Origin of the sequence: Marinomonas sp. TI.3.20, assembly GCF_038155025.1 — a bacterium.
Classification (GTDB): domain Bacteria; phylum Pseudomonadota; class Gammaproteobacteria; order Pseudomonadales; family Marinomonadaceae; genus Marinomonas; species Marinomonas flavescens.
The window spans coordinates 100,415-118,264 of sequence record NZ_JBAKAS010000006.1; the positions used below are offsets into that span (position 1 = coordinate 100,415).

At 42.0% G+C, this 17,850-nt stretch carries 10 protein-coding genes; 4 read left to right on the plus strand and 6 right to left on the minus strand.

All coding sequences use genetic code 11. The features are described 5' to 3' along the window. Positions 1–25: 25 nt before the first annotated feature. Positions 26–823: a substrate-binding periplasmic protein gene (locus V6259_RS08340; RefSeq protein WP_341584166.1), complete on the minus strand. Its 798-nt coding sequence runs from the start codon at positions 821–823 to the stop codon at positions 26–28. A 180-nt stretch (positions 824–1,003) separates the two neighbouring features. Between V6259_RS08340 and V6259_RS08345 the strand changes: the two genes are divergently transcribed. Further along, entirely contained in the window at positions 1,004–3,928 is a 2,925-nt protein-coding gene (locus tag V6259_RS08345) for an HD domain-containing phosphohydrolase (protein ID WP_341584167.1), read from the plus strand. Between the two features lie 462 nt (positions 3,929–4,390). Next, positions 4,391–9,673 carry a DUF4011 domain-containing protein gene (locus V6259_RS08350; RefSeq protein ID WP_341584168.1) on the plus strand — a complete coding sequence of 1,761 codons (5,283 nt, stop codon included), beginning with the start codon at positions 4,391–4,393 and terminating at the stop codon, positions 9,671–9,673. A gap of 768 nt (positions 9,674–10,441) precedes the next feature. Here the strand turns inward: V6259_RS08350 and V6259_RS08355 are convergent. From V6259_RS08355 to V6259_RS08370, 4 genes are all read right to left on the minus strand, one after another. Continuing rightward, positions 10,442–11,431 carry a zinc-dependent alcohol dehydrogenase family protein gene (locus V6259_RS08355; protein ID WP_341584169.1) on the minus strand — a complete coding sequence of 330 codons (990 nt, stop codon included), beginning with the start codon at positions 11,429–11,431 and terminating at the stop codon, positions 10,442–10,444. A 421-nt stretch (positions 11,432–11,852) separates the two neighbouring features. Further along, positions 11,853–12,188, minus strand: a complete 336-nt coding sequence (locus V6259_RS08360; RefSeq protein ID WP_341584170.1) for a YdcH family protein — start codon at positions 12,186–12,188, stop codon at positions 11,853–11,855. A gap of 32 nt (positions 12,189–12,220) precedes the next feature. After that, a complete protein-coding gene (locus V6259_RS08365; RefSeq protein ID WP_341584171.1) occupies positions 12,221–13,021 on the minus strand; it encodes an SDR family NAD(P)-dependent oxidoreductase in 801 nt (266 codons plus the stop codon). A 304-nt stretch (positions 13,022–13,325) separates the two neighbouring features. After that, positions 13,326–14,486: an iron-containing alcohol dehydrogenase gene (locus tag V6259_RS08370; protein ID WP_341584172.1), complete on the minus strand. Its 1,161-nt coding sequence runs from the start codon at positions 14,484–14,486 to the stop codon at positions 13,326–13,328. Between the two features lie 223 nt (positions 14,487–14,709). Here V6259_RS08370 and V6259_RS08375 point away from each other — a divergent pair, with 223 nt between their 5' ends. Further along, a complete protein-coding gene (locus V6259_RS08375; protein WP_341584173.1) occupies positions 14,710–15,603 on the plus strand; it encodes an AraC family transcriptional regulator in 894 nt (297 codons plus the stop codon). Between the two features lie 134 nt (positions 15,604–15,737). Next, positions 15,738–16,841, plus strand: coding sequence for a transposase (locus tag V6259_RS08380; RefSeq protein WP_341584174.1), 1,104 nt, complete (start codon positions 15,738–15,740; stop codon positions 16,839–16,841). A 382-nt stretch (positions 16,842–17,223) separates the two neighbouring features. Here V6259_RS08380 and V6259_RS08385 read toward each other — a convergent pair whose 3' ends face one another. Next, positions 17,224–17,823, minus strand: a complete 600-nt coding sequence (locus tag V6259_RS08385; protein ID WP_341584175.1) for a hypothetical protein — start codon at positions 17,821–17,823, stop codon at positions 17,224–17,226. Positions 17,824–17,850 lie beyond the last annotated feature (27 nt).

Below are 17,850 nucleotides of genomic sequence, written 5' to 3' on the forward strand. Positions count from 1 at the left end.
TTTTTTTGGGGAGGAAAGGTTTATTTTAGTGTGAGCCTGCTCCTAGCATCGCGGCGGCCTCATCGCTAGACACGTAATTCTCCATAATACTCTGCAGTCTTCCGTCCAAACGCAAGTTTTCAATCACACGGAGCCAGTTAGCCACTTGGGGGCTTGAGAATCGGCGCTTGCCTAACATTAACGAAACAGTTGTCGGTGTCGCTGGAGAGACATCCATAATGTTTATTGGGAAAGGTTCTTTTCCTTCTGCAAAGAAGAAGCGGTAAACTTGAGGTACGCTTAATATAGCATCTACTTCTTTGTTTAATAACGCTTTAACTGTCTCTCCATAATCCGCATAACGCCTAACCATGCCCAGTGATGCCATCTCAGACAAATGGTAATTAAAATAAGTGCCGTACCCACTTCCTTGCGCTTTTGCGATGCTCGCACCTTGGGTCTTTTTTAATTGTTCTAGATTCTCTACTAAGGGCAGTCTATTTGCATTGGTCAATAGTAAAAATTTGATCTCATAATAGGGAATAAACCAGGCAAAGGACTCACGAAGAGGCTCACGAGTAACGCTAGGAACAAGATCAATTTCGCCTCGCTCTACGAGCTTAAAGGCATCCACTCGAGAAATCGGAATTAACTGAAACTCACAATGCGTTATCTTGCTTAGCAGTGTTAGTAAATCTGGGTCTATGCCATGTCCGTCATGATACATAACCCCTGATTGAGTAACGCCAACAGAAATAACGCCACTATCACATCCAAATTGATCAGCTGATGCGGGTGATATAAATACCCAAAATAACAAGAAAATTAGAATTTTTGAACGCATGGAAAAACCTTGAAAAATGCAAGCAATAATCAATGGTAATGCACATTGTTGACGAGTTGTCAGAAATATTTAGTTTTTTTGTGCATTTCAAGTAAAAAAATGACTTAATACTAAAACTTATCTATTGCATGTGCCTTGAATACGAAAATTGCGCACGAAAATCAAAGGAATTGCTTTCTCATGCCACATCGTAAACAAAAAAAGTTTCTTGTTTCCGTACAAACCTTGCTTATTGCCGCAAGCTTGACGCTTGCGATTGCCATTACGAGTACTGTTTCAGTGCTTGGATATAAAGGCGTCAATAACGCGTTAACGGCGGCGCTCGCAGAGCAGTTTGATACTATTGGGGTGATGGTCCGTGAGCGAATTCGAAGATTAACCGAACCTGTACAATCGCAACTCAGTATATTGATCCATGATCAAATGACGGTTGCTTCCGATCTAAGTACTCGCCTGTCTAGACTGCCTGTGTTGGCTGAAGCGCTTAAAAGTAACCCTACGATTCGCAATATATACGTCGGCTACACGAATGGTGAGTTTTTTCTAGTTAGAAAAATAGATAACGATGTACTGCGCGCGTCATTTGATTTAAGTGATAGTACGAGATACCTAGTTCAAACAATTACGCTAGATGTTAATGGTAACCGGGTTGGGGAGTATCGATTGTACGATGCAAATCTCCATTTGCAGGCAGTGCAACCAAAGCCCGACTATATTTATGACCCCCGTGAACGGCCATGGTTTCAGTCTAGTGAAGATGGAAAAAACTCAGTTACCAGTGGTCCATATACCTTTTTTACCACAGGAGAAATTGGTGTCACCATCTCTCAGCGATCTGTCAGTGCTTCTTCTGTTGTCGGATTTGATGCGACTGTCGACCAGCTTGCATCCGAGGTGCAAAGCCTGCGATTGACGCCAGATTCTGAAATAGCCATAACAGAAAGTGATGGCACCTTGATCGCTTATTCTGATCTTTCTCAATTAATCGAGAAAGATTCTGCGGGAACAATAGTTCGCAAAAATATATCAAATTTAACCTCCTCCACCTTAAGTACTGCTGCTCATGAGATAGGCCTATCTGGCCCATACAGCCATGGCATAGTGAAATCAGAGGGAAGAGAGTGGGTTGTTTCCAGTAGGTCGTTAGATTTTGGGACAGGAACTGAAGTGCGCCTATTGCTTGCGGTGCCAGCAGACAACTTATTTGCCACTACACGTAAGATCATTCGAGACCAAGGTATTGTGATCTTAATAATTACTGGTCTGTTTATACCTTTTGGTATTGTGATAATCCGCCAAATTACCAAACCATTAAGCCAGTTATCGAAAGAAGTTCAAAAATTGGCTTCTTTCGATTTCACTCATCCTATTACCGTGAGCTCTAGAGTAAAAGAGGCGTCAGAATTAGCTGACACGGTTGATCGATTAAGGGTCACTGTTTCTCGCTTTCTTGATATCAATAGAACCGTTGCTGCAGAAGATGATTTCAATGCTCTTCTGGTAAAATTATTAAATGAGATCATCGCCACCACAGAAACTCAGGCAGGGGTACTTTACTTAACCGATAGCGAAGATGAGACTTTGGTGCCATTCGCATCACGTATTGCCAGCAAACAACAATTCGATATCAATATCCCAGTAGCGCAACTTTCATTAAACAACGGGTTAATCGCAAGCGCTGTCGAAAATAGAGCTGCTGAGAATATTAAGGTCACCTATGAAGAACTTGAACAAATGGGGCTTGCTGAGCTCAGTCGGGCTTTAGAGATTCCTCCATCGTACTTATTGGCCACGCCGTTATTTAACAGAACAAATGAGCTTATCGGTGTCATACTTCTTTTCGAACAGGAGAGCATAGATCCGGCTTTAATGCGCTTCACAGAGGCTTTGTCTGGTTCAGCGGCGGTGTCGGTGGAAGCACGAAGGCTGATTTCTGCTCAGCGAGACCTCTTTGAGAGTTTTATTCAGCTTATAGCGGGGGCAATCGACGCGAAAAGCCCATACACTGGTGGGCATTGCGCACGTGTCCCCGAGCTAACAAAGTTATTGGCAAAAGCCGCAAATGAGTCAGAAGAAGGGCCATTCAAACACTTCAGTTTATCTCGTGATAACTGGGAAGCGATTCACGTCGCGGCTTGGTTACATGATTGTGGCAAGATTACCACGCCTGAATTTGTGATCGATAAAGCCACAAAACTCGAAACCATTTACGATCGAATTCACGAGATTCGCATGCGTGTAGAAGTGATTAAGCGGGAGACCGAGATTCAATTTTTGCGTAACGCACTGGATCAGAATAGGGTCTTGGTTGACGACACAGCGTTGCGTGAAACGCTGGCTCAGTTGGATGATGACTTTGCATTTGTTGCCAAGTTGAATCAAGGCGGTGAATATTTAGATGAAAGTAAACAAGAGCGCATGGACAGCATTGCGCAAAAAACCTGGACTCGAACTCTAGACGATCGTATTGGCATTTCTCATGAAGAGCTAGAACGGAAGAATAGAACAGTAGCCCCCACCTTGCCGATCAAAGAACCATTACTTGCTGACCGACCGGAACACCTTTTCGAACGCCCAGATTCGGAGAAATTACCAGATGGCAATCAATGGGGATTCAAAATGGATGTGCCTGAATTTCTTTACAACCGTGGTGAACTGCACAATCTCTCAATACAGCGAGGCACGCTGACGGCAGAAGATCGTTACAAAATCAACGAACATATTGTTCAAACCATAAAAATGCTGGATAAGCTACCTTTTCCAAAACACTTAAAGTCTGTACCTGAGCTTGCTGGTGGCCATCATGAAAAAATGGATGGAACTGGATATCCGAAACGCTTAACTCGAGATGAGATGTCGCCGGTGTCCCGAATGATGGCTGTAGCTGATATATTTGAAGCACTGACGGCGGTAGATAGACCCTATAAAAAAGGAAAAAAACTGTCTGAAGCCATTAAAATTATGTCTTTTATGGTAGAAAATCAGCATATCGACCCGGATATCTTTCGTTTGTTTTTAGAATCAAAGGTCTATCTGGTTTACGCTCAAGAATACATGAATCCGGATCAGATTGATGAGGTTTCGATTACTGACTACTTGTCATAATGCAGTTAACTGCATTAAGAATGGCGCCGTTTTTATTGGATTTATAACACCGACGTATGGTACACATCAAAAGGTCTTAACTCTCAAAGAAAAACGTGAAAACAGCCTAGCTAATTACGTTTTTTATCAAAAAAATAGTGAGGTAGCAAAGGTAGCAGGAAAGCTATCTTTTTTTGTCAGTATTTATCCTTTATTCACTCACAAAAAAAGTGCTATGTTACTAAGTGTAACCTAATAGAAATCGATTAACTTATTAATTTAGGTGTAAATTGAAGAAGGATTTCCTTTGAAAATACACTAATAAGGTGTATCGGCTAACATTAGTTAGATGTCCTTAAAAATGACACTCTCATGGGCCTATGGTTAACCTAGGTACAAGTGACACCTTCTCAACAGTCTACGCGAAGCAATTTACTTAAAAATACCCCACTAACTAGAATGAAAATCATGTAAAGGATGATCATGACACTAGAACATGCTAACCAAAATCTCTGCCAACTATCCGTTCAGCTGGTAAACAAAATTAACTTTGCTTGTCACCAAAGTGCTTTTCCCCTGTTACGTGAATTATGTGTTGAGAATTTATCTGGCGACGTTATAGAGAATTTACAAATTCATTTGTCGTCTTCTCCAAGCTTTTTGAAGGGTAAAGTTTGGACAATTGATCGCTTATCGGCTGGTGGTATTTTACCTGTAAGAGATCGTGACATCGAATTGGATGGCGGTTTTCTAATGGGGTTAACCGAATCCCTATCCGGGAGTATTACGATCAAAGTGTCCCAGGATGATGATGTTCTGGTTGAAAGCGAGCATAAGATGGAGTTACTAGCCCATAATGAATGGGGTGGCGCTGAGTATATGCCGGAACTTTTAGCTGCATTTTGTACACCCAATAATGTTGCCGTAGATGGAGTGTTAAAAGAAGCCAGTCGAGTATTAAGAAAAGCTGGAAAACCAGATCAGATTGATGGGTATGTTTCTAAAAGTAGGGAACGAGTCTGGTCAATTGCTTCATCAATTTATACAGCTATCGCAAACTTACAATTAAGTTATGCACTTCCACCGTCCAGTTTTGAACGAAATGGTCAAAAGATTCGCTTCCCAGATCAAATTATAGCGTCGGGTTTAGCAACTTGTTTAGACTCGACAATGTTATTTTCTGCTGCTTTTGAACAAGCAGGTTTAAATCCCCTTGTAGTGTTAAAAGAAGGCCATGCATTCGTTGGTGTATGGCTTCAGCCTGATGAACTGTCGGCGATTACGACTGATGAGGCTGAAGTTTTGCGTAAGCGTTTACCTGACAATGAATTGATTCTTATCGAAACTACTCTAGTTACTAGCCACCCAGTTGTTTCTTTTTCTAAAGCTATTGAAAAAGGGGCCCAAGCAGTATCACTTGAAGAAGATGATAACTTCGAGTTGGCAATTGATATTCGCCGCGCACGCGCTCATAAAATTCGCCCATTAGGCTTTATACGGCAATCTTCTATTTCTTCTTCTAGCGAAGAAATAATTGAAGATGTATACGAAACGTCATTAGAAGAAGCGCCTAGCTTGCCAGATTTCACAGAACAATTGAGTTTTGAAGATGTGGCAACAACTTCGACTGGCAGGCTTGATCGTTGGCAGCGTAAACTATTGGAGCTTTCTGCTCGTAACCCATTACTTAATCACAAAGATGGCAAAGCAAGTTTATCATTCGTAGCCACGGATGCAGGGCGCCTAGAAGACTTATTGGCCGATGGCGCTAGAATTTCAGTATCGCCTTTTCCAAAACTATCTTCTACTAGTCAAGACTCTAGTATTCATGAGCAACGTACTGGTGAAAATATTGAGAAAGAGTACGCACGAGATGCACTTGAAAAAAAGCAATTATTGGTACATTTGACTGAAGATGAATTAAATAAACGCGCAGTAGAGATTTATCGAAAAGCCCAAACATCCTTGCAAGAAGGAGGTTCAAATACTCTTTATCTTGCAATTGGTTTTTTATATTGGAAACAAAATAAAAAAGACGGAAAACGCTACCGAGCGCCACTTATTTTACTTCCCGTTGCATTAGAACGTAAGTCAGTACGAAGTGGAATTAAAATCATTGCAGGTGACGATGAACCCACTTTTAATACAACGTTGCTAGAAATGTTAAAACGGGATTTTGATATTGATTTAAGTCGTTTAGCCTCTGAATTGCCAAAAGATGATTCAGGATTAGATGTAGCTAAAATCTTTAGTTGGGTTCGTGCAGCAGTAAAAGAGGCTACAGGCTTTGAATTAGTGGATCACGTTGCGTTAGGTCACTTCTCATTTGCTAAGTATCTGATGTGGAAGGATTTGGTTGATCGTGCAGATCAGTTAAAGCAGAATGCAGTGGTTAAGCATTTACTTGAAACACCAAGAGATCCTTATAAATCTACTGTTCCTTTTGTTGAGCCTGAGCAACTTGATTATCAATTTAATCCATCCGATCTTCTTACTCCTTTACCGGCAGATTCTTCACAAATGGCTGCTGTTGCTACTGCGGACCGTGGTAAGGATTTCGTAATTATAGGGCCGCCAGGTACTGGTAAGAGCCAGACAATCAGCAACCTTATTGCTCATATGTTGGGCAAAGGCAAGAAGGTATTGTTTGTATCAGAAAAAACGGCGGCACTCGAAGTGGTACATCGTCGCTTAAAAGATATCGGTCTAGGATCTTTTTGCCTTGAACTACATTCAAATAAAGCGAAAAAAGCCGATGTTTTAGCTCAGTTGAAAGACTCATGGGGGCAAAGCTCAAGTCAAACCTCAGAAGCGTGGCGAGAGAAATCAGAGCAACTAAAAAACTCTAGAGATCAGCTTAATGCATTGGTTAGTGCTCTTCATCAACAGCGTAATAATGGTCTGACGGCTCATTATGCGATGGGAGTCAAAGTACGTGATGCCCATTTGACAAATAAACTTTCGCTATCATGGCCTCATGCTGATTATCATAGTAGAGAGGATTTGAAACTAATACGAAACGTCGTTCAAAATTTAGCAGTTCAAGCTAATGCAATTGAATCCGTTAGTCAGCATCCACTGTTGTCTATTCAGGCAGACAATTGGGGCCCTGTTTGGCAAGATAGTATTGTGAATAGTGCTCAAACACTTAAAAGTACAGCAAGTGAAGCGCAATCCGCTGTAGAAAAGTTTATTGATTCATTAGGGTTCGAGTTCGGTACTGTGACGTTAAGTCAGCTGCCGATGCTCGAAGAGCTAGGGCAATTTTTGCTTGATTCATATAGAAAGCAATCAGATTTTGCCTTACAAGCGGATGGGCAAGATCTAATTGATGCCTTAGAGCAAGCGGTTACTCTATTGAAAAGTTATATCGACTTGCAAGACGAGTTAAGTTGTCATTACGAGCCATTAGCTTGGAAAGAAATTGATCCTGAATTATTAAGGGCTGACTGGTTGTCTGCTAATAATACTTGGTGGCTAAAACGTTTTTTTGCCATAAGAAAACTAATCAAATTCGTAAAAACGAAAGGTGCTCAGGGAGAGCCTGATCTTGAGAAAGACATTGCTGTTCTAGCGGAACTCAAGGAAAAAGGGGAAGCTATTTCTGAACTTGATAAACAACTCTCAAGCATTAAAGCGTGGCGAAGTCACGATACAGCTCCAGAGACAGCGACTGATTTGCAAGTTATTGGAGCTCGAGCTAGAAAAGCAGTAAGCCAATTAGCTTCAGATGCAGAGACATTAATGGCTCTACGGGGGAAAATTCGTACGCTACTACATGATGGCAACGACTTGTTAGCACCTGATGCAATAATAGGGTTAGCCATTTCTCGGATGATAGAGAAAATTTCCAAGTTTGATATCGCGCTTAAAGAGTTCCAGGCGGTATCGGCGAGCAATGCTGTAGATACATTAGTACATTTTGATGATGTCAAAATATTGGCAGAAATTATCTTAGCAAAACAAGTTGAACTTAAATCTTGGTGTACTTGGAATAAGCGTAAACATGAAGCCCAAGATGTTCAATTAGGACCATTAGTCAGTGCGCTTGAGGCAGGTACAATTTCAGCAGAGGAAGTTGAAGATGCTTTTGAGGCTGCCTATTGTGCTTGGTGGAGCAAAGCGCTGATAAATGAAGATAATGTTTTAAGAGCTTTCTCATCTCCAGAACATGAAAAAACAATTCAAAATTTTCAAACATTAGATCAGGAATTTTGCCAACTTACTGCTCAGTATATTGCTGCAAAACTGGCAGGGGAAATCCCGAGTACTGACACTGGAACCCGAGCAAGTTCTTGGGGGATGTTACGTCATGAGATGCAGAAAAAAACACGGCATAAGCCCGTTCGTAAATTGCTTGAAGAGGCTCCAGATGCAGTAATGACATTGGCGCCTTGTATGATGATGTCACCGTTATCAATTGCTCAGTTTCTAGGGACGGAGCAAGCATTATTTGATGTTGTGATTTTTGATGAGGCATCTCAGATAACTGTCTGGGATGCGGTAGGAGCTTTGGCTCGCGGCAAACAAGTGATTGTGGCTGGAGATCCAAAGCAAATGCCACCTTCAAATTTCTTTGGGCGAGCAGATAGTGATCCTGATGGAGATATAGATGGTGAAGGAGATTTAGAAAGCATTCTAGACGAGCTGTTAGGGGCGTCTATTCCACAGCGGTTATTGAACTTACACTACCGTTCACGCCGAGAAAGTCTCATCGCATTTTCTAATAGCCATTATTATGACAGTTCATTAGTCACTTTCCCTGCACCAGTTCACCCAGATAATGGTGTTAGTCTGGTGAGGCCTGATGGGTTTTATGCTCGCGGAAAAGCACGTCATAATCAAGGGGAAGCAAAATCAGTTGTGGCTGAAATTGTCCGCCGCTTAACTAGTGATGATAACAGCATAAGAAATCAATCTATTGGTGTTGTTACGTTCAATACTGAACAGCAGTCACTTATTCAAGATTTACTTGATGATGCACGAAGTAAGGATCCTAGTATTGAATGGGCATTCTCCGATGATATTTTAGAGCCTGTTTTCGTTAAAAATCTAGAGACGGTACAAGGAGATGAGCGTGATGTGATTCTATTTAGTATCACGTATGGACCTGATGAGTCTGGCCACATTGCTATGAATTTTGGACCATTGAATCGGACAGGGGGAGAGCGTCGGCTCAACGTAGCTATGACGCGTGCGCGCTCGGAAATGGTTGTTTTCTCAACGTTGAGTCCTGATCATATTGACCTTTCTCGAACTCAATCACGAGCGGTTGCGGATTTAAAGCATTTCTTGGAATATGCAGAGCGTGGCCCCGTTGTATTAGGAACACAGGATCGAGGTTCTCAAGGAGATTTCGAATCACCTTTTGAAGTAGCTGTTGCTCGTGAATTACAAGCCAAGGGATGGCAATTACACCCCCAAATAGGAGTATCAGCCTATCGTATAGATATGGGGATTATTCACCCTGATTTACCTGGACGTTACCTAGCGGGATTAGAATGTGATGGCGCTATGTATCATAGTTCGGCTTATGCTCGTGAACGAGATAAGATTCGACAAACGGTTTTAGAAAGTCTTGGTTGGACCATTGTGAGAGTTTGGTCAACAGATTGGTGGGTGAATAAGACCGCTTCTCTTGAATTGCTACATGATCGTTTAAATCAACTCTTGAGTGAAAGCCGAGCTGAAATAGCGTTAGAGAAAGCTAAAAAAGAGAAAGAAAATACGCGGCTTAAAGAAGTTGCCTCATCTGCTAAAGAATAAAATAGCTATACTAGAAAATACATTTCTCATTTCCTATAAGTCAAAGTAGAGCCCTTGTATGCAAGAGCTCTACTGACTTTTACTAATAAACTTCTCTGGTTTTCCTTAGGCATCCACAAAGATCACTTCGCCAGCAATAAAACCGTCCACTGAGCGCTCAAACGCTTTGCCAACTAATTTTCTGGTACTGGTTCAAAACCTGGCATCATTTCTCCATAGACGTCCCACGCCTCCGCTAGTACCGTTGGGTTAATGACATTTATACGTGTGTTATATGGCTGTAAGTATACTGATATCTCTAATAAGTCCGAGCACTTTCATACCAATAAAAGTACTGCAGCAAAGATCTTCGCAATGATTTGTTGGCTAAATTTGATACTAGGTAGGGTGCTTTTAGGGATGTACTTTTGAGATTGCCTAACACCATAGCCATTAGGATACAGATCACCAATGAGCTGATTTAATAGTGCTTCACAGCACCTAAACTGGCAATTTGGAAAGACGCGACGCTCAAAATGAGCATGACGATTAAATTATTTAAATACTTCATATCAACTCCTTTTAATAGGTTGTGTGTTGATATTGAAGAGAATGGTTATATGTAAATATCTTGTACTTATTAACAGGTGTTTGGTTTTTTTAACGTCAAAGGTGAGCGTTCATTGTTTGACTTTGCTCAATCAAGATAAACAAAAGGCCGAAATCACCGTTTTGGCCTTTTGTTGTCGGCAACATAGCGCTGCTTGGATCTTGATTTTAAGGAGACTGTTAGACGTCAATCACAACTTTGCCAATCACTTTTCGGCTAGCAAGGCGATCGTGGGCTTTACTAACGTCTTCTAAAGCAAAGGTTTCAGTATCAAGAATAGGCTTAAGTTTGCCTTCGTCTACGATGTTCGCCAGCTGAGTCAAAATGTGTTGATGTTGCTCGCGTTTATGGTTGTGCAGCATTGGAATCAACATAAAGACAACGTGTAGCGACAAGCCTTTAAAGTGCGCTGCTGTTAAATCAAGGTTAAGCAAAGATACGGTTGTTGCGATATTGGCATTCAGAGCCGCCGCTTCAAAAGAAGCGTTAAGGTTTTCGCCACCAACTGAGTCAAACACCAGTTCAAAACCTGCACCACCAGTGTGTTTTGCAACATAGTCAGCCACGCTTTCTTGCTTATAATTGATCGCTGTACCGCCCATTTTTTCAATGACTGAAGCTTGTTCATCGTCACTAATGGTGGCGAACACATTGCCACCGAAATAATTAGCAAGTTGTACCGCAATATGACCAACGCCGCCGGCACCACCATGTACAAGTACATTTTGACCAGGTTGAATACCCGCTCTGATCAGACCTTCATAGGCTGTAATACCGACCAGTGGTAAAGCCGCTGCTTCACGCATAGAAATGCTTTTTGGCTTGTGAGCCACAAGTTTTGCATCAGCCAATATATATTCTGCAAGGGCGCCTTGTAACTCGCCAAGTCCACCGGCACAGCCAAAAACGTCATCGCCCACTGCAAAACCCGTCACATCGGCGCCAACGACTTCCACAGTACCAGCAAAGTCCATTCCTAATACACCAGGTAATTGAGGTGCTAATGGGCCAAGGTCAGTCCCCATCTGGCGAATCATCATATCTACAGTATTTACGCTGGTAGCAACAACCTTGATCACTAGGTGACCTTTTGTTGCTTCTGGTTTTGCTAGCTCTGCTGCCTGAAAAACGCTGCTATCGCCAAATTCCTTGATTGTCATTGCTTTCATCGTAAACACCTCTTGTTAATTTATGATTAAAGTATATTTACTGAAATCATTCTTGATAATATGCTATTTCATACAATCACTTTTTAGATTCCATTGATAATGAACGTAGACCACTTAAAATTATTTGTTCGTATTTCAGCCACTCACAATACAAGAGGGTCGTTTAGTACAAATATTAAAAGATTATCCAATACTTCCAGAGGCGAATATCTGGGCGGCTTACCCCAGCTCTCGCTTATTTGCACCTAAAGTCAGGGCGTTTATTGATTATTTCACAGAGTATTTCGGCGATGTACCCTATTGGGAAAACGATCCTAAATAGTAATATTTAACCCCATCAGAAATAGAAAAAGAGCAAACATAACGTCGTCATGCTTGCTCTTTTTTATGGTTACTTTTAAGGGATCTTTTTAGAAATTAATTACGCTTGCAGACGCTGATATATTTCGTCTTTAAGAACCGCTCTATCATGTTTTAATTGATGCATGGCTTCGTCATCGATAGGCGCATTATCCAGTTCAAGAGTACGTATTTCTTGATCCAGTGCGTGGTAGCGACGAGCACTTTCAGCAAATGCAGAATCTATTTTATTAAGCTCGGATATTTTTTCTTTGTGTTCTGGAAACTCGATGACAATAGCGTGATCTTCACCTAACATAATTTTCTCCTTTTTATATTTACTGCTAGCAACACGAATCACTTTTACCATAGCTTGTGACTCATGGAATTGCGAATTACCTCCTATCAGAATCAGCAAGTTTGTGACCCTGATGGGTTAGGCGGTGCCGTTTATGCGACTTTTTTGTCTGCTAAGATTTGATCAATCGCTAGGCTAATTTCAGCATTCTTTTGAGTATCTAGTGCGTCTGGGTGTGGATCACTAAATTGGCCAATATCATTATCAAAGTAAAGGCCTGATGCGTTAGCGAACTCGTCTGATAGTGCCGCTTTTACCAGAATGTCGGCACCATCTTGTAGATTGCCTCCACTAACACCATAAGCCTCTTTCACCATTTTGCTACCTAAAAATGATTTAGGGTTTACGGCAACAATAATAGGGCCTTTTTCCCCTAGCGTGGTGGCCAAATGGCGAGACCACATGGTCAACGCCAATTTACTTTTAGCGTATACCATGCCATCAACTAGCTGACTGGATGCCGATAATTCAGCGGCCATTACAGGTACTTGTGCAGCAGATGATAAATTCACCACACGACTGCTTGGCGTTAATAAAGACAATAATTCTTTGGTTAGTAAATAAGGGGCAATGGTATTGACCATGTAGCGAACATCTAAACCGTCTTCGGATATGTCTACCGGTACCATATAAACACCTGCGTTATTAATAATCACATCAAGCTTTGTGTGCTTTTGACGGATCTGTGAAGCCAGTGAATACACATCTTCTAAGCGTGATAAATCCGCTTGATAAGTTTCTAGGTTTGGATCTGATAAATGCGCTTTGGCTGAGTCAAGCTTGCCAGCGCTGCGACCATGAAGCAGAACTGTATGGCCTTGTGCTAATAAGGATTTAGCCGTAGCAAAGCCAATTCCATCGGTAGAGCCCGTAATCAATATGGTTTTCTTCATGGTAATACTCCAAACATAAAAGTGATCTAGCGATGCAAAGTTTGAGGAGGTGATAACAGTAAGCCTTAGCTTGCCTGTTGCTCAACTGTGCCTTCAATACACATTATAGTAATAGCATGAGCGGCTTTTGATAATAGCAGTTAAAACGAAAGCTGTTTTTAGTTTTTCTTTATAATAATTCGATTTTTTATTTCAGCTTTGTCTATTGATTAATAAAAGAAATGCGGGGCTCTGGAAGAAAACAAAAAAGGTCAGCATCAGCTGACCTTTAGTTTCAGTAAGTGTGCGCTTGGATTGTGCTAAATTATTTAGCCGCTACCAAAATTTTGCGAACGATATCCAGCGTCAAATCACCGCTTTCAGACAATGCTGTCATGCCAACATTCTCAAGGTTTGCAATCACTTTATCGATTCCTGCGTCATCGATGCCGTAGTGCGTTAGGTTGGTTACTATGTCTAATGAATTGAAGAAGGCTTCTGTTTTATTAATCGCCGCTTCAATTTTTTCGTCATCAGTGCCTTCAGTAATATCCCAAACTCGTTCTGCAAATTGAACTAGTTTCGCGTGTTTCTTCTCTTTGCGCTCACGCAATAGGGATGGCAAAACAATCGTTAGGGTTCGACCGTGAGCGATACCAAACAATGCCGTTAATTCGTGGCCAATCATGTGCGTTGACCAGTCTTGTGGAACACCCGCACCAATCGCACCATTTAACGCGTTAGTTGCCGACCAGATGAAGTTTTTACGTGCGTCTAGGTCGTCATTGTCGCGGTAGGTTACTGGACCGACTTCGATCAAGGTTTTCAAGATGCCTTCACTAGTGCGATCTTGGATTCGAGCGTCGACAGGTACCGTTAGGTACTGTTCTAAAACGTGAATAAACGCATCAACCACACCATTGGCAATTTGCTCTTTTGGCAAGGTTTTCGTCAAATCAGGATCAAGCAAAGAGAAAGTAGGGAACGCCAACGTGGACATAAAAGGACGTTTTTGACCTTCTAGTGTGATTACGCCACCCATGTTCATTTCTGAACCCGTTGCAGGCAATGTAGCCACACAGCCAAGTGGTAAAATTTCCGTGACTGGAATGATAGCAAAACCGTGAGACAACAAGCCTGCGTAGTCTTCAGGTGCGGCTTTGGCAGCCAAACCGATGAATTTTGTGCCGTCCATAACAGAGCCGCCACCGACCGCAAGAAGAAAATCAACATTTCCTTGTTTTGCGATATTCGCAGCTTTAATCAAGGTGTCGAACTGTGGGTTAGCTTCGATGCCACCAAATTCAATAATGTCACGAGAACCCAAGGCCGCACGAACAGCATCGATCGTGCCGTATTTTTTAGCGCTTTGTCCGCCAAAGGTAATCATGACTTTGGCGTTTGCTGGAATTAGGTTGTCTAGTTCAGCAATACGGTTTTGTCCAAAGACGATGCGAGTTGGGTTGTAATAATCAAAATCAAGCATTAGGTTTCCTTGTATGCGGTATGTCTATTAAATTTGTCATGCACTATAATGTCATTTTAAAAATATTCATATCCACAAAACACCAAAAAACATGCATAATCGTTCATTATTTTGTGTTTTTATTATGAAATGCTTTTGTTTCTTAAATGCTCCTTGAAGTCTGCAATTTACTTGCATAATAGGAGCCTGTATTTCTGCCAATACTCACTTAGGTAGCGGAACAATGATGAAGATCTCACGATCTAATAAAATGGACAGGTTTAATCATTTGATTGAACAAAACGTTCATCAAGAAGGATTTACGCCGTTGCACTTAGAAGGTGTAGGCGTAGTGCAATGGCATAACGCACAAGAAATGTCTCCTTTTTTATATGAGCCTATTATTTGTATGATGGGTCAAGGTGAGAAAATCTGCCGTGTGGGGGATGCGTCTTTTTTGTATCAGAGCGGGGATTTTTTCATTAATTTCTTGCCGATCCCTGTATACGCTGAAGTGACAGTGGCATCGTTTGAGGCACCATTCCAGTCTGCGGTTATGAATATTAATTTAATAAAATTGGCTGATATGATCATGCGTATTGAGCACCAAGAAAAAACCGTGCGAAAAACCACGTCCGATTCATCGTCCTGTGTGGTTGTCGGGCAAGCAAATGACGATCTCATTGAGTTGTTTTCGCGTTTGCTAAGTGTCGCGTCAGACCCGTTGGAATCTGCGATTTTAGGGGAGTCGATTATTGACGAAATTTACTATCGTTTACTCACTGGCGAACATGGTCACGCATTGCGTCAGTTGTTGCATGAATATGGCAATATACAACCTGTGTCCCGAGCGGTGACTCACATTCACAACAATGTGAATAAAGTCATTAAGGTAGATGAGTTAGCGTCTATCGCTAATATGAGTAAAACATCGTTTTTTAATACCTTTAAAAAACTGATGCACGTGTCGCCCATGCAATACATTAAATCGATTAAATTACAGAAAGCTCAAACGCTGTTAATTCAAGGGATACAGGCAAACGAAGCGAGCTATCAAGTAGGTTACAATAGCTTTTCACAGTTTAGTCGGGAATATAAACGATTTTTTGGTTTCCCACCGTCACAGACAGGTCATTAAAGCTGCTATGCGAGGTAATTGCAAAACTGTCGTTATGATCGACATTTTATCGTAAAAAACGAAAAAAAGAGGAGACGTGGGCTGCCGTTTCCGGCGACGATAGAGTTACCACACAACATCGACATACCCACTTTATGAATGCTACGACGCTCCAACAAATTATGCAACGCTGGCAAATCGTTCAAGGCCAATTGATTCCTACCTTACATCAAGAAATCGGGTCGCTGACCCCAAAACTTGAAAAACTGATTCCTATCTTGGAATGGTCTCGTATCGAAGAGTTTGTGACACGTTTCTCGTATCGGACGGGCCGTCCACCCCATGAACTGGCTTGGTTAGCCAACGCCTTTGTTGCCAAGGTAGTGCTTGGGCTCACGACCACGGTGCATCTAATAGAACGCTTGAGCATAGACAAAGCATTGCGGCGAATCTGTGGATTTCCGCTTCATAAAAAACGGTCATCAGCGTCGACTTTTTCTCGTGCTTTTGAGACGTTTGCCAAAGACAAGCTGGCCGAACGTGCCCATGAGGTACTGATCAAAACGCACTTTGGAGATCGTCTTATTGGCCATATCAGCCGAGACGGGACGGCTATTGAAGTGAGAGAACGCCCACAAAAAATCGACAAAGAGGAGGCGGATAAATCCAAGCCTAAGGAGCGCCCCCGCAAGGACGAAGGCGAAGAGCGCCCGATCAAATTCACTGTGGCACGGCAACGTACTCAATGCTTGGAAGAGATACTCGAAGAGATCCCGACAGATTGCCGTCGTGGCACAAAATGCAATGCTCAAGGCTATAAAAACAGTTGGAACGGCTACAAACTTCATCTGGACATTGCAGACTGTGGCGTTCCTATCACGGCTTTATTATCCTCAGCGTCCATGCATGACAGTCGAGCTGCGATCCCGCTATCACATATCAGCGCGACGCGGGTGACCAACCTTTATGATCTGATGGACGCCGCCTACTGCAGTATTGACCTGCATGAACACAGTCGAGAGTTAGGGCATGTGCCCTTGATAGATCACAACCCCAGAGGGGGTGAGAAAGAAGAGTTTGAACCGGCCGATGCGGTGCGTTATCGGGAACGTTCGGGGGCAGAACGAGCTAATGGCCGCCTCAAAGATGAGTTCGGAGGTCGACACATCTGGGTACGTGGTGCGGTAAAAGTCATGAGTCACCTGATGTTTGGCATTTTAGTACTGAGCGTTGATCAGCTGCTTCGACTGCGGCAATAAATCGCTGAGAGAAAAAGACATATATCGAGGGTATTATGCTTCTGGAGTGGTCTCAGAACGAGCCACTATGATCAAAAAAGAGAGAAAAACCATGATGACCTAGCCAAAATAGGCAATGTGTAGAAAAACATGCTTAACGGAGCAAAAAAGAGCCTCTAATGGGGGGCGATAAGTTATCCACAAACGATCAGTTGAGAGTTTTGCAAGATGCTCAGTTCTTAGTTCAATCTTTCTGAAGATGCCGTATGATTTCCTGAAAAGGCTTAACTCAGTATTAAGGTGTGAGCAACGATACCACTTAACCTCAAGTATTATGTCATAAACATTAAAATTTACTAGAAGTGAGAGCACCAATCATTAGGAATGACTCTTATATACTTTGTTAGCCGAAGTTTGACGCTATACCTTCAGACCTTAGCACTTCGTTTATCAAATTAAACCGAAAGTTTCGAACACTATTTACCTCCCGTAAACCTTCGATCATTTCTTGTAGCGTTCGCCCGCCATAACCGATAATGGTGTTCACAGATTTTAGCTTTGATGGATATGGGGTTGAATAAGGATATTGGATTAACTGAGATTGAATGCTTGCCAAGGGGCCTCCAGGAACAATATCCCAGCAAAAGACCAACATATTAATTGCATTGTTTAACTGTTTAGCCAAAGGATCCCATTTATTAGAAGGAGGGCCACCAGATCCACCATCTCCCGTTCGACTGGTAACTAAAGGATTAAATAACGGTAAAGGGGCTAGGTTAGCAAGTGATAGAAAGTCATTAGCGGCATGAGATCCACAATAGAATGTACCTTTATCACTACAGTCAGTTCGAGATACATAATCAAAACAGTAATAACTATCTGTTAGGGTGTCACTCGTACAACTCAATTTTTCTTGCCCATTTAACAGCTTCACATGAGCTATTGGATGGATTACATAACCAGCAACAATTCGTTGACGACTCTCTGTTCTACGACATTTCATTAGATACCAACCACTTAATGTAACATA